This is a genomic window from Methylobacterium oryzisoli (assembly GCF_046557895.1).
GTDB classification, from domain to species: domain Bacteria; phylum Pseudomonadota; class Alphaproteobacteria; order Rhizobiales; family Beijerinckiaceae; genus Methylobacterium; species Methylobacterium oryzisoli.
On record NZ_JBKIBX010000004.1, the window covers coordinates 253,451 to 266,625 of the forward strand.

Consider the following 13,175-nt stretch of genomic DNA (forward strand, 5'->3'; position numbering starts at 1 on the left):
CACCGGAGGAATCCCCATGCAACGCCGCAGCTTCCTGGCCGGGGCGGCCGCCGCCCTCGCCCTCGGCCGCGCCGCGCCGGCCAGCGCCGAGACCGTCAAGGTGCGGATCGGCGTCGGCGGCAAGCCCCTGCTCTACTACCTGCCGCTCACCATCGCGGAGCGGAAAGGCTACTTCAAGGAAGAGGGGGTCGAGGCCGAGATCAACGATTTCGGCGGCGGCGCGCGCTCGCTCCAGGCCCTGATCGGCGGCTCGGTCGACGTGGTGACGGGCGCCTACGAGCACACGATCCGCATGCAGGCCAAGGGCCAGGACGTGCGGGCGGTGTGCGAACTCGGCCGCTACCCGGCCATCGTCATCGCGGTGCGCAAGGACCTCGCCGGCACCGTGAAGTCGGCCGCCGACTTCAAGGGCCGCAAGATCGGCGTCACCGCCCCCGGCTCCTCGACCGCGCTCGCCGCGCAATACGCGATGATCAAGGCGGGCCTGAAGGCGAGCGACGCACCGCTCATCGGCATCGGCGGCGGCGCGGGCGCCATCGCGGCGATGAAGAAGGGCGAGATCGACGTCATCTCGCACCTCGACCCCGTGATCGCCAAGCTGGAGAGCGACGGCGACATCGTGGTCCTCGTCGACACCCGCACCGAGGCCGGCACGCGCGCCCTGTTCGGCGGTCCCAATCCGGCGGCGGTGGTCTACACCAAGCAGGACTGGATCGAGCGCCACGCCGTCGGCACCCAGAAGGTGGTCAACGCCTTCGCCAAGTCGCTGAAGTGGCTCGCCAGCGCCTCGCCCGAGGAGGTCGCCGACACGGTGCCGCCCGCCTACCATTTCGGCGATCGGGCCCTCTACGTGCAGGCGGTGAAGAACTCGCTGGAGAGCTACTCGCGCACCGGCATCCCGTCGCAGGAGGGCATGGCGAGCGTGCTCGACCTCGTGCGCACCCTCGATCCCGAGCTGCAGGGCGCCAAGGTCGATCTCGCCACCACCTTCGAGGACCGCTTCATCCGCAAGGCGATGGGCTGAAGCCGGGCCGGGGCGGGTTCAGGCGCGCAGGAACCCGAACACGCCCGCCCCGGGCGCCAGCCACACGAAGGCCCAGACGAAGGCCGAGGTGACGTTGGCGACCTGGAAGGGCAGGCGCCCGACGAGGAAGATGCCGGCGATGAGCGGCACCACCGCCCGCGCCGGGCCGATGAAGCGGCCGATGAAGATGCCCCAGGCCCCCCAGCGCCGGCAGAAGTCCTCGCCCTTCGTCACCATCTCGGGGTAGCGGGTGAGCGGCCAGATCCGCTTGGCGCCGTCCTTGTAGTAGCGGCCGAACTCGTAGGAGACCCAGTCGCCCAGGATCGCGCCGATCGCCGCGCCGACCATCACCGGCACGAACGGGATGTCGCCGGCCCCGAGCAGCGCGCCGATCCCGAGCAGGATCACGGTGGCGGGCACGAAGATCGACAGCACCGCGAGCGATTCGCAGAACGCGATGATCCCGGTGATCACCGGCGCCCAGGCCTGGTGGTCGCGCACGAAGTCGAGGGTGGTGGTGCGAAGCGTCTCGAAGTCCATCGAACCTTGACCGGTCAGCCGCCCGGAATGTGGGTCGCCGTGTGTGTCACACCAAGGGCAACCGTCGTGTGACCCCGCGCACCGGCGAGGCGGCTCCCCACAACTTGCCGACGCGGCCGCCGGATCCCGCTGTTGCAATCGCGGCGCTCGCGGGCCAGTCCATCCCGACCGCCGCGCGAGGGGGTGCCGAGGGGGTGCGATGAACGTTTTGTCGATCCAGTCCCACGTCGCCTACGGGCACGTCGGCAACGCCTCGGCGGTCTTCCCGATGCAGCGGCTCGGGGTGGAGGTCTGGCCGATCCACACCGTGCAGTTCTCCAACCACACCGGCTACGGGGCGTGGCGGGGCCGGGTCTTCGACGGATCGGCCATCGCCGACCTCGTCGAGGGCATCGCCGAGCGCGGCGTGCTGCCGGCCTGTGACGGCGTGCTCTCGGGCTACATGGGCTCGGCCGAGATCGGGGAAGCGATCCTGGGGGCGGTGGCGCGGGTGCGGGCCGCCAATCCAGACGCGCTCTATTGCTGCGATCCGGTCATCGGCGATGTCGGGCGCGGCGTGTTCGTGCGCCCGGGCGTGCCCGAGTTCATGCGCGACCGGGCGCTCCTTGCCGCCGACCTCGTCACGCCGAACCTGTTCGAACTCGAATTCCTCGCCGGGCAGGCCTGCGCGACGCTGGCGCAGGCCAAGCGCGCGGTGGCGGAGCTGCAGGCGCGAGGCCCGGGCGTGGTGCTGGTTACCTCCCTCCACACCGCCGAAACACCCTCCGATGCGGTCGACCTCCTGGCCGGGGAGGCCGGCCAGTTCTGGCGGGTGCGCACCCCGCGCCTGTCCCTCGACATCAACGGGGCGGGGGATGCGAGCGCGGCGCTCTTCCTCGTGCACTACGCCCGCACGCGCTCGGCCGCGCAGGCGCTCGGGTCCACGGCGGCCTCCGTCTACGGCCTCCTGCGGCGCACCGCCGAGGCCGGGTCGCGCGAGATCCTGACGGTGGCCGCCCAGGAGGAGTTCGTGGCGCCGAGCCGGGTTTTCCCGATCGAGGCTGTGTAGAGGCCGGACGCCTCAGCATTCCGACCCGTGACTGTGCTCCGGATGGACTTGCCTGGCCCGCCGGGGTTGTGCATCGATTCGGCGGAAATAAGCGCCAGGGTCACCGACCCGCAGGCGCCCACGCTCAAGGACTGGACGATGGGGCTCTTCCAGGATGCATTCACCCGGTTCGGCCGGGTCGTGAGGTCGTATTCCGGCGACACCGCGTTCCTGCACGCGGCGGTCTCGGCCACCGCGAACGTCATCATGGCCGACCGCGAGATCGACGAGGACGAGATCGAGACCGCGCTCAGCGTGATGAGCGCCAACCCGATCCTGCAGAAATCCTACGGCGTGCTCAAGCTGGAGCAGGAGCTGCACGAGGCGATCGCCCGGGCGAAGTCGCGCGCCGGGCGGATCGAGAACATGCGCTACGTCTCGGCCATCACCGAACGGCCCACGGAGCAGCGCCAGGACGTCTTCCTGATCGCCGCCGACGTCGCGGATCAGGGCGGCATCAGCGAACTGGAGCACAAGGTGCTGGACGAGGTCGCCGAATCCCTCGGGATCGACAAGGCGCACCTGCTCGGCGCCTGAGGCCCGCCCCGCGCGCCTCGCCTGCCGTTGGCGCGCGCGGCGCGCGCCATACCTGATGGGCTCTCGCAACCGACGGGAGCCTCGTCGCGATGGATGTCGGATTTCTCGGGCTCGGCCGCATGGGCCGGCCGATGGCGCTCGCCCTGGCCAAGGCCGGGCACCGGGTGCGCGTCTGGAACCGCTCGCCGCAGGCCGCCGAGGCCCTGCGGGCGGAGGGCGTCGAGCCGGTGGCGAGCGCCGCCGAGGCCTTTCGGGGCGACGCGGCCGTCACCATGCTGGCCGACGACGCGGCCCTGCGCAGCGTCGTCGTCGAGGGCGGCATCCTCGATCAGGCGGAGCGGCCCGGCCTGCATCTCGGCATGAGCACCATCTCGGTGGCGCTCGCGCGCGACCTCACGGCCCTGCACGAGCGGGCGGGTGTTCCTTACGTCTCCGCGCCCGTCTTCGGACGGCCGGACGTGGCGGCGGCGGGCAACCTCAACATCGTGGCGGCGGGGCCGGAGGCGGCGATCGCCCGCGCCCAGCCGCTCCTCGACGCGATGGGTGGTCGGACGTGGCCGTTCGGCCCCGAACCCGCCCGCGCCAACGCGGTGAAGCTCGCGGGCAACTTCATGATCGTCGCGGCCGTCGAGGCGATGGGGGAGGCGGCGGCCTTCGGCGAGGCGCACGGCGTCGCGGCCTCCGCCCTGCTCGACCTCCTCACCGGCACGATCTTCGCCGCCCCCGTCTACAAGAACTACGGCGGCGCGATCGCGGCGGGCCGCTACGAGCCGCCGGGCTTCGGCCTCGCGCTCGGCGCCAAGGACATCCGGCTCGTGCTCGCCGCCGGCGAGGCCGCGCAGGTGGCGATGCCGATGGCCAGCGTGCTGCGCGACGGCCTGATCGAGGCGGCGGCGCAAGGCCACGGCGAGAAGGATCTGGCGGCGCTGGCCCTGGTCTCGGCCCGCCGCCGCGGCCGGAGCTGAACGTCGTCGCGTCGCCGCGACCGCGCGCGGCGCGTGTTATCCACCGCCGAATCAAGCAGAGGAGGCGGGTGTTCCGCGTTTTCGACGCCGCATCACTAGATGCGGCGGAACGCGGTTATCGGACGCGAGTTGAGCCCGCGAAGGCCTGCGCCCGCGGGCTCTTGCCTCGATTTCGGTTGTCCGATGACGTCACGCCCGCCATCCAGTCCCGAGTCTTCCAGCCGCACGACCTCCACGCTGTGGACGGTCTTCCTCGGTCTCGCCCTCGTCCGCCTCGTCACGGCGCGCCGACCCGCGGCCGTGGAAGCCCCGGGCGATCCGACGCGCCATCTCGGCACCGGCGCCAAGTCCTATGCGGGCCGGCCCGCCCACTGGGTCGCCGAGACCGAGACCGACCGCGGCCGCAAGGCGGAGCATCCCACCGAGATTCCGGCCAAGGGCTGGAAGGACGTGCTCTACCGGGTCTACCTGGAGTTCCAGAAGGACCGGGTGCTCTCGGTGGCGGCGGGCGTGACCTTCTACACGCTGCTGGCGATCTTCCCGGCGGTGGCGGCCCTGGTCTCGCTCTACGGGCTGTTCACGGACCCGGCCACCATCAACGACCACCTCGCGCTGCTCCAGGGCGTGCTGCCTGCCGGCGCTCTCGACATCATCGGCGAGCAGGTCAAGCGCATCACGTCGAAGGGCGGCACGACGCTCGGCGTCACCTTCTTCACCAGCCTGGCGATCTCGCTGTGGAGCGCGAACGCGGGCGTGAAGGCGGTCTTCGACGCGCTCAACATCGTCTACGAGGAGGAGGAGAAGCGCAGCTTCATCCAGCTCAACCTGCAATCGCTCGCCTTCACGCTGGGCGGCCTGCTCTTCGTGGTGATCGCCCTCACGGGCATCGTGGTCCTGCCGCTGGTCCTCAACTTCATCGGGTATTTTGGCATCAGCCTCAGCCCCAACGCGTGGTACATCGCCCTGGTGCGCTGGCCGATCCTGCTCGCGATCCTGCTGTTCGGGCTCGCGATGCTCTACCGGTACGGCCCGAGCCGCGACAAGGCGCGCTGGCGCTGGGTCACGCCCGGCAGCCTCGTCGCTGGGGTGGTCTGGCTCGCCGGGTCGATCGCCTTCTCGTGGTACGTCTCAAACTTCGGCAATTACAACGAGACGTACGGGTCGCTCGGCGCCGCGATCGGCTTCATGACCTGGATCTGGATCTCGGCGACCATCGTGCTGATCGGCGGCGAGATCAACGCCGAGCTGGAACACCAGACCGTGCGCGACACCACGGTCGGACCCGAGCGCCCGCTCGGCACCCGACAGGCCCGCATGGCCGACACCGTGGGGGCGCCGGCCTGACACCCTCGCCGGACGCCCGCGCGATGCCCATCTTCCCTGCGGAAGGCCAGACAGCCGCAGGAGAGCCGCGATGGGTCTGTTCACGAAGGAGGCCGGCACCGGCGAGGTGGCCCGCACCGAGGAGGAGTGGCGCACGGCCCTGACGCCCGAGCAGTTCCGCGTGCTGCGCCAGCACGGCACCGAGCGGGCGGGCACGAGCCCCCTCAACGACGAGAAGCGCGCCGGCACCTTCGTGTGCGCCGGCTGCGGACAGTCCCTGTTCGAGGCCGAGACCAAGTTCGAGTCCGGCACCGGCTGGCCGAGCTTCTTCGCCCCGATCGAGGGCGCGGTGGAGACCCAGACCGACCGCTCGTTCTTCATGACCCGCACCGAGGTGCATTGCGCTCGCTGCAAGGGCAATCTCGGCCACGTCTTCGAGGACGGCCCGGCACCCACCGGCCTGCGCTTCTGCATGAACGGCGCGGCGATGGGGTTCGAGCCGCGGGAGTAGGTGCGTGTGGACGCCAGCCGATCGAGCGTCGAAGCTGATGGGCATCGCCCCGTGAATCCACGAGCTTCTCCGCACATTGCGTGATATCTCAGTCTGAGATAGATCTCGTCATGAGTGATGGCGAAGGGCATGCGCGTCGTATCCAACAAGCGCCTCGTTGCCTTCGCGACCGAACATCCCGCCGCGCTCGTCCCGCTTCAGACGTGGCGGAAGGTCATGGAAGCGGGCACCTACCGCCACTTCGCGGACCTCAAGCGTGTCTTCAACGCTGTCGACCGGGTCGGCGACTTCTACGTGTTCGACGTCGGCGGCAACAAATTCCGCATCGTTGCGGCCATCCACTTCAACACGCAGATGCTCTTTGTCAGGCATGTCTTCACGCACAAGGAGTACAACCGATGGGTGCCGTGACGCTCGACATCGAAGACATCGCCGAACATTACGCAGCCATCAGCAGGCATGTGCCTCTGCGGCCGATCCGGACATCGGAGGAATACGACTCCGCCGTGACCGCGCTCGACGCGTTGCTCGATCAGGGCGCCGCGCAGGCGGGTCATGCGCTGGCCGGGCTCGTGGCGACCCTCGGCGAACTGATCGCCGACTACGACGACACGCACCACCGCCTCCCGGATGCGGGCGCCACGGAGGTGCTGCGGATGCTGATGGAGGCGCATGGCATCCGGCAGGCCGACCTGCCGGAGGTCGGCAGCCAGGGCGTGGTCTCCGAGGTGCTGAGCGGCCAACGGGAGCTGAACGTCCGGCAGATCAAGGCCCTGGCGCAGCGCTTCGGCGTGAGCCCGGCGGTATTTCTCTGAGCCCGACCCGCGACATAGCTACAGCGGCCGCTCGCACCGACGCCCCTTGACCACGCGCCCGCCGCCCCGCACACCGCCTGCAACCCGGCGGAGCCCATGTCCGACATCCTCGTCATCGACAACTACGATTCCTTCACATGGAATCTCGTCCACCTGATCGGGCCGCTGGTCTCGACCATCACGGTGGTGCGCAACGACGAGATCACCGTCGAGGCGATCCGGACCCGCGCCCCGGACGCGCTGGTGCTCTCCCCCGGCCCGTGCACGCCGAGCGAGGCGGGGATCTGTCTCGACGTGGTGCGGAACCTGAGCGCGGAGATCCCGATGTTCGGCGTCTGCCTCGGCCTCCAGGCCATCGGGCAGGCCTTCGGCGGCGACGTGGTGCGCGCGCCGGCGCCCATGCACGGCAAGGTCTCGACGGTGCAGCACCGGTCGACCGGCCTGTTTCGCGGCATCAACAAGCCCTTCGCGGCCACGCGCTATCACTCGCTGATCGTCGACCGCGCCACCTGCCCGGCGGACCTCGTCGTCACGGCGGAGGCCGATGGGCTGATCATGGCCCTGGAGCATGCCGGGCGGCCGGTGCACGGGGTGCAGTTCCACCCCGAGAGCATCCTGTCGCAGCACGGCGAGCGCATGGTGCGCAACTTTCTCGACCTCGCCCGGGCCTGGAACGCCGGTCGGCGGGGTGACAAGGCGGCGCCCGGCGTGCATTGACGTCGGCGACCGCGAAACCGCTGCGCTGGGTGTCAGGCTCCCGTCATGGACTCGTTCAAGCCCTATCTGGCGAAGGTGGCCACGGGCGCCGCATTGACGCGCGAGGAAGCCCGCACCGCCTTCGACCATCTTCTCTCCGGCGAGGTGACGCATGCCCAGGCCGGCGCCTTCCTGATGGCGCTCCGGGTGCGGGGCGAGGCGGCGGACGAGATCGTGGGCGCGGCAGGCGCCCTGCGCGAGCGGATGGTGCGGGTCGTGGCGCCCGCGGGCGCCATCGACATCGTGGGCACCGGCGGCGACCACTCGGGCAGCTATAACGTCTCGACCCTCGCCGCGATCGTCACGGCCGCCTGCGGCGTCCCGGTGGCCAAGCACGGCAACCGTGCGGCCTCGTCGCGCTCGGGGGCGGCCGACGTGCTGGCGGCGCTCGGCGTCAAGCTCGGGCTCGATCCGGCGGCGCTCGCCCGCTGCCTCGCCGAGGCCGGCCTCTGCTTCATGTTCGCGCAGGCCCACCACGCCTCGATGCGCCACGTGGCGCCGGTGCGGGTCGAACTCGGCACCCGCACGCTCTTCAACGTGCTCGGCCCGCTCTGCAACCCGGCCGGCGTCGAGGGCCAGCTCTTCGGCGTCTATGCCGCCTCGCTCGCCGAGCCGCTCACCCGCGTGCTGGGGGATCTCGGCAGCCGCCGGGTCTGGACCGTGCACGGGTCGGACGGCCTCGACGAGATCACCACCACCGGCCCCACCGCCGTGGTGGCGCTGGAGGAGGGCGCCATCCGCCACTTCACCATCGACCCGCGCGACCTCGGCTTCGCCCTGAGCCGCCCGGAGGATCTGCGCGGCGCCGATCCCGAGCACAACGCGGCGGCGCTCCGCGCCGTGCTCGACGGCGCCCGCACGCCCTACCGCGACATCGCGCTCCTCAACGCCGCGGCGGCCCTGGTGGTCGCCGGGCAGGCCGCTAGCTTACAGGACGGTGTCGCGCGGGCCGGGCAGGCGGTCGATACCGGGGCGGCCACGGCCGTCCTCGATCGTCTCGTCGCCGTCTCGAACGCCTGACGCCGCCGCGCGTCCGTCGCCGTATCTCTCCCCGCGAGAGGAGCCCGCCCGTGTCCGTCACCGATCTCAAGAGCCCGACCGCCGGGACGGCCCGGCCGCAGACGCCGGACGTGCTGGCGCATATCGAGGCCTACAAGCGCCGCGAGATCGCCGAGGCGAAGCTGCGCGTGCCCCTCGCCGAGCTGGAGCGGCGCGTCGCCAAGGCCGATCCGCCCCGCGGCTTCGCGGACGCGATCGAGGCCCATCTCGATGCCGGCCGGCCCGCGCTGATCGCCGAGATCAAGAAGGCGTCCCCATCCAAGGGTCTGATCCGTGAGGATTTCGACCCGCCGGCGCTGGCGCGCGCCTATGCCGAGGGCGGGGCGACCTGCCTGTCCGTCCTCACCGACGAGCCCTCCTTCCGGGGCCGGCCGGACGACCTCGTGGCGGCGCGGGCGGCCTGCGCGCTCCCGGTGCTGCGCAAGGACTTCCTGTTCGAGCCCTATCAGGTCTACGAAGCCCGCGCCTGGGGGGCTGACTGCATCCTCGTCATCATGGCGAGCCTCGACGACGACGAGGCCGCCGCCATCGCCGAGGCCGCGGACGACCTCGGCATGGACGTGCTGGTGGAGGTGCACGACGAGGCGGAGCTGGAGCGGGCGCTGCCCCTCGGCTCCCGCCTGATCGGCATCAACAACCGCGACCTGCGCAGCTTCCGGGTCTCCCTCGACGTGTCGCTGCGCATGGCGCCGCTGGTGCCGAAGGACCGGATCCTCGTCGGCGAGAGCGGGATCGCCGGCCATGCCGACGTGCAGCGCCTCGCCGCGGCCGGCATCCGCACCCTCTTGGTCGGCGAGAGCCTGATGCGCGAGGCGGAGGTGACGGGCGCGACACGCCGGCTGCTGTTCGGCGACGCCGCATGAGGCGCCCGGACCGCCGCGCCCGTCCGCCTCGCGAAACGGTGCTCCGATGCCCGGCCTGACCCATCTGGACGCGGCCGGCAGCGCCAACATGGTGGACGTCTCCGACAAGGCCGCCACCGCCCGCACGGCGCGCGCCGAGGGCGCGATCGTGATGCAGCCCGAAACCCTGCGGCTGATCCTGGAGGGCGACGCCAAGAAGGGCGACGTGCTCGGCACCGCGCGGCTCGCCGGCATCATGGCGGCCAAGCGCACTCACGAGCTGATCCCGCTCTGCCACCCGCTCCTCCTGTCAAAGGTGCGGGTCGACTGCACGCCGGATGCCGGCCTGCCGGGCATCCGCGTCACCGCCGAGGTGAAGGTGCAGGGGCCGACCGGGGTCGAGATGGAGGCGCTGACGGCGGTCTCGGTCGCCTGCCTCACCGTCTACGACATGGTGAAGGCCGCCGACCGGGGCATGCGCATCGAGGCCATCCGGCTGCTGCAGAAGAGCGGCGGACGCTCCGGCCTCTACGAGGCCGATCCCGCGGGAGCGGACCGGTGAGCCCACTCCTGCCGGTGGGCGAGGCGATCGCCCGCATCCTGGCGGATGCGCGGCCGGTGGAGGCCGAGGACATTCCGGTCGGGCGCGCCGCCGGCCGCACCCTGGCGGCGGATCTGCGGGCGCTACGCACCCAGCCGCCGTTCATCACCTCGGCGATGGACGGCTACGCCGTGCGCAGCCAGGACGTCGCGCAGGCCCCCGTGACGCTGCGCCTCGTCGGGGTCAGCGCCGCCGGCCGGGGCCATCGCGGGCCGGTCGGCCCCGGGGAGGCGATCCGCATCCTCACTGGGGCGCCGATGCCCGAGGGTGCCGACACGGTGGTGATCCAGGAGGATGCCGAGGTCTCCGGCGACACCGTGCGCCTGGTCCAGGGCAATCCCCCGGGGCGCCACGTGCGCGGCGCGGGCCTCGACTTCCGGGAGGGCGACCTCCTGCTCACGGCCGGCACGCGGCTCGACGGGCAGCGGGTGGCGCTCGCTGCCGCGGGCGGGCACCCGACCCTGTCCGTGCGGCGCCGCCCGCGCGTGGCCGTGCTGGCCACCGGCGACGAGCTGGTGCGGCCGGGCGAGCCCGCCGCCTGGGACCAGATCGTGGCCTCGAACGGCCTCGCGCTCGCGGCGATGGCCGAGGAGGCAGGCGCGGAAGCGATCGATCTCGGCATCGCGGGCGACCGTTTCGCGGATCTCGAAGCCGCGATCGGGCGGGCGAGCGACGCGCGCGCCGACCTTCTCGTCACCCTCGGCGGCGCCTCGGTGGGCGACCACGACCTCGTGCAATCCGCCCTGGTGCGCCAGGGGCTCAGCCTCGGCTTCTGGCGCGTGGCGATCCGTCCCGGCAAGCCGCTGATGCACGGCCGGCTCGGGCCGATGGCGGTGCTGGGCCTGCCCGGCAACCCGGTCTCGTCCGTGGTCTGCGGCCTCGTCTTCGTGCGCCCGCTGATCGCCGCGCTGCTCGGCGACCCGCAGGCCGGCGCCGACCGCAGCGAAGCGGCGCTGCTGGGCCGCGACCTGCCGGCGAATGACGGCCGCCAGGACTACATGCGCGCGAGGCTCGATCTCAGTCCGGACCGGCTGCCGGTGGTCCATCCGGACGCCAAGCAGGATTCCTCGATGCTCTCGGTTCTGGCCACCGCCGAGGCACTGCTGATCCGCCCGCCCGGCGCGCCCGCCGCGCGGGCCGGCGAGCCCTGCCGCATCCTCCGGCTCGACCGCACGGCCTGAGCCTACTGGGGCCGGCGCCCCGCCTCGGAGGTGTTCTCCCCCCGGTCGAAGGCCTGGATCGCCGACCGGCACTGCGGCGAGAGGCGGGCGCGGTTGCGCGCGAAGCAGCGCTCGACCTCCGGGCTGTCCGGGTCGGCACCGGCACAGAGCCGGAAATAATCGTTGGCGCAGTTGAGCTGGAGGCCGGGATCGTCGCGCTGGGCGAGGACCGGCGTGGCCGAGAGGATGACAAACGCCGCGATGGCGAGGGGCGCACGGAGCGACTTCGAGACCAAGAGACCAACCCCGCTGGTGTTGACCACCCGGTTCTAGGCGCACCGCATCGGCAGGCAAGCGCGCGGCGGCCACAGCGGCCGGAATGTCACACCCGCGCCAGGGCCGCTGCTCCCGCAGATCCTCCTCCGCTCCCGTTCCGACCGCCGCAGCATTGCCACGGTCCCCGTGCCGAACACGCCGTGTCGAACCTGTGCCGTTTTACCATCAAGTCGAACGGCAACGTTTAAGCCCAAGCTTTCAGATTAAAGTTTCCTGAATACGACTTTCAGATCGCATTAAAACACCGGTCTTTATTACGGCACACGCGGTGGCAGAGCGGCCCGACGCCGGTGGTTCCCCTCGATGGACTCCGCGCCGGATCGGGCCGTGGAGGCGAGGTCGATGACGAACGACGATCAGGCCCGACCCGACCCGTCATCCGCCGGCGGGCGCGACCGCACGGCGCAGGGCAGACCCCTGCGGAATCAGACCGGCATGCTCGACGGTGCCGTCCGCGAGGACCTCGGTCGGGCACTGCGCCACGCCTACGCGGACCTCTTGGAGGCGCCGATCCCCGACCGCTTCGTCGCGCTGCTCACGGATCTCGACCGCGGCTTGCCCGCACCGGAGGAGGGCTCCCGATGACCCATGTCGATCCGGAGATGCGCGATCTCCTGCTCGCGGCGATCCCCGCCCTGCGCGCCTTCGCGTTCTCGCTCACCCACGATCTCGACCGCAGCGACGACCTCGTGCAGGAGACCCTGGTGCGCGCCTGGACCAAGGCCGACAGCTTCCGGCGCGGCACGAACCTCACCGCGTGGCTGTTCACCATCCTGCGCAACCAGTTCTACACGGACCTGCGCAAGCGGCGCCGCGAGATCGAGGATGTGGACGGCACGATGGCGGCGCGCCTCGCGTCCCTGCCCGACCAGGAGGCACGCCTGGAACTGAACGCGTTCCGGGTCGCGCTCGCGGGCCTGCCGACGAACCAGCGCGAGGCGCTCGTGCTCGTCGGGGCGCAGAGCTTCACCTACGAGGAAGCTGCCTCGATCTGCGGCGTCGCGGTCGGCACGATCAAGAGCCGCGTCAGCCGTGCCCGCCTGCGGTTGACCGAGGTGCTGGGCATGGGCGGTCCCGACGACATCGGCAGCGACGCGGCCACCCGCGCCGCCCTCGGCAACCCGTGAGGGAGGCGGCATGCCGCGGGGTCCCCAGCCCTTCGCCGACGCGATCCGCGTCGCGCGCGCCATCGTCGCCCTGGAAGGAGCGGCGCTGGCGCGCGCGGCCCGGCAGCGTGATCCCGCGGCCGTCGAGGCGGCCGGCCATGCCCTCGCGTGCCGGATCGCGGAGGCCCTGCTCGAGGCCGACCGCGAGGCGACGNGAGCGGCGCTGGCGCGCGCGGCCCGGCAGCGTGATCCCGCGGCCGTCGAGGCGGCCGGCCATGCCCTCGCGTGCCGGATCGCGGAGGCCCTGCTCGAGGCCGACCGCGAGGCGACGGCCCGCGAGGCCGCCTCCCGCGAGACCATCGTCGCCTGATCGGACACGTCCCGTTCGAGACCTGCTCGTTCTCGCGCGGCAGCGTGATCCGGCCAGTCGAGAGCGAGACTAATACCAAGTCTCGCTGAGCCCGACTCACGCTGGGTGGCGGTGCGGAAGGGGCTGTGATTCTGTCCTCGGGT

Annotated in this window: 17 protein-coding genes; 15 read left to right on the forward strand and 2 right to left on the reverse strand. The window is 71.6% G+C overall.

Annotation, left to right across the window (positions count from 1 at the left end):
* Positions 1-16 precede the first annotated feature (16 nt).
* Positions 17-1,024 carry an ABC transporter substrate-binding protein gene (locus tag ACKUB9_RS06605; RefSeq protein WP_407520429.1) on the forward strand — a complete coding sequence of 336 codons (1,008 nt, stop codon included), beginning with the start codon at positions 17-19 and terminating at the stop codon, positions 1,022-1,024.
* A gap of 18 nt (positions 1,025-1,042) precedes the next feature.
* Here ACKUB9_RS06605 and ACKUB9_RS06610 read toward each other — a convergent pair whose 3' ends face one another.
* The gene (locus ACKUB9_RS06610; protein ID WP_407520431.1) at positions 1,043-1,564 is read right to left on the reverse strand and encodes a DedA family protein; all 522 of its coding nucleotides are present in this window, start codon (positions 1,562-1,564) and stop codon (positions 1,043-1,045) included.
* A 199-nt stretch (positions 1,565-1,763) separates the two neighbouring features.
* On the opposite strand from ACKUB9_RS06610, the gene pdxY reads away from it, so the two are divergent.
* The 12 genes from pdxY to ACKUB9_RS06670 all read left to right on the forward strand — a co-directional run bounded on the left by pdxY (position 1,764) and on the right by ACKUB9_RS06670 (position 11,241).
* Positions 1,764-2,612, forward strand: a complete 849-nt coding sequence (pdxY, locus tag ACKUB9_RS06615) for a pyridoxal kinase PdxY (protein WP_407520433.1) — start codon at positions 1,764-1,766, stop codon at positions 2,610-2,612.
* 138 nt (positions 2,613-2,750) lie between these two features.
* Positions 2,751-3,188 (forward strand): tellurite resistance TerB family protein, encoded by a 438-nt coding sequence (locus tag ACKUB9_RS06620; RefSeq protein ID WP_407520435.1) that lies wholly within the window; start codon positions 2,751-2,753, stop codon positions 3,186-3,188.
* Positions 3,189-3,277: 89 nt separating this feature from the next.
* Entirely contained in the window at positions 3,278-4,153 is an 876-nt protein-coding gene (locus ACKUB9_RS06625) for an NAD(P)-dependent oxidoreductase (RefSeq protein ID WP_407520437.1), read from the forward strand.
* A gap of 183 nt (positions 4,154-4,336) precedes the next feature.
* A complete protein-coding gene (locus ACKUB9_RS06630) occupies positions 4,337-5,497 on the forward strand; it encodes a YihY/virulence factor BrkB family protein (protein ID WP_407520439.1) in 1,161 nt (386 codons plus the stop codon).
* 70 nt (positions 5,498-5,567) lie between these two features.
* A complete protein-coding gene (gene msrB, locus ACKUB9_RS06635) occupies positions 5,568-5,987 on the forward strand; it encodes a peptide-methionine (R)-S-oxide reductase MsrB (RefSeq protein ID WP_407520441.1) in 420 nt (139 codons plus the stop codon).
* 117 nt (positions 5,988-6,104) lie between these two features.
* Entirely contained in the window at positions 6,105-6,398 is a 294-nt protein-coding gene (locus ACKUB9_RS06640) for a type II toxin-antitoxin system HigB family toxin (protein ID WP_407520443.1), read from the forward strand.
* Positions 6,386-6,802, forward strand: a complete 417-nt coding sequence (locus tag ACKUB9_RS06645) for a helix-turn-helix domain-containing protein (RefSeq protein WP_407520445.1) — start codon at positions 6,386-6,388, stop codon at positions 6,800-6,802. Before ACKUB9_RS06640 ends, ACKUB9_RS06645 begins: the two co-directional genes overlap by 13 nt.
* 96 nt (positions 6,803-6,898) lie before the next feature.
* A complete protein-coding gene (locus ACKUB9_RS06650; protein WP_407520447.1) occupies positions 6,899-7,519 on the forward strand; it encodes an anthranilate synthase component II in 621 nt (206 codons plus the stop codon).
* Positions 7,520-7,564: 45 nt separating this feature from the next.
* Entirely contained in the window at positions 7,565-8,578 is a 1,014-nt protein-coding gene (gene trpD / locus ACKUB9_RS06655) for an anthranilate phosphoribosyltransferase (RefSeq protein ID WP_407520449.1), read from the forward strand.
* A gap of 50 nt (positions 8,579-8,628) precedes the next feature.
* Complete coding sequence (trpC, locus tag ACKUB9_RS06660) at positions 8,629-9,480, forward strand: indole-3-glycerol phosphate synthase TrpC (protein WP_407520451.1); 852 nt, start codon at positions 8,629-8,631, stop codon at positions 9,478-9,480.
* 46 nt (positions 9,481-9,526) lie between these two features.
* A complete protein-coding gene (gene moaC, locus ACKUB9_RS06665; RefSeq protein WP_407520453.1) occupies positions 9,527-10,021 on the forward strand; it encodes a cyclic pyranopterin monophosphate synthase MoaC in 495 nt (164 codons plus the stop codon).
* Positions 10,018-11,241: a molybdopterin molybdotransferase MoeA gene (locus ACKUB9_RS06670; protein WP_407520455.1), complete on the forward strand. Its 1,224-nt coding sequence runs from the start codon at positions 10,018-10,020 to the stop codon at positions 11,239-11,241. The genes moaC and ACKUB9_RS06670 overlap by 4 nt, the downstream gene beginning before the upstream one ends.
* Before the next feature lie 2 nt (positions 11,242-11,243).
* Here the strand turns inward: ACKUB9_RS06670 and ACKUB9_RS06675 are convergent, their stop codons facing one another.
* Entirely contained in the window at positions 11,244-11,543 is a 300-nt protein-coding gene (locus ACKUB9_RS06675; protein WP_407520457.1) for a hypothetical protein, read from the reverse strand.
* 355 nt (positions 11,544-11,898) lie between these two features.
* Between ACKUB9_RS06675 and ACKUB9_RS06680 the strand changes: the two genes are divergently transcribed.
* Positions 11,899-12,141 (forward strand): NepR family anti-sigma factor, encoded by a 243-nt coding sequence (locus tag ACKUB9_RS06680; protein WP_407520459.1) that lies wholly within the window; start codon positions 11,899-11,901, stop codon positions 12,139-12,141.
* Positions 12,138-12,683: a sigma-70 family RNA polymerase sigma factor gene (locus ACKUB9_RS06685; protein ID WP_407520461.1), complete on the forward strand. Its 546-nt coding sequence runs from the start codon at positions 12,138-12,140 to the stop codon at positions 12,681-12,683. The genes ACKUB9_RS06680 and ACKUB9_RS06685 overlap by 4 nt, the downstream gene beginning before the upstream one ends.
* Positions 12,684-13,175: the final 492 nt, after the last annotated feature.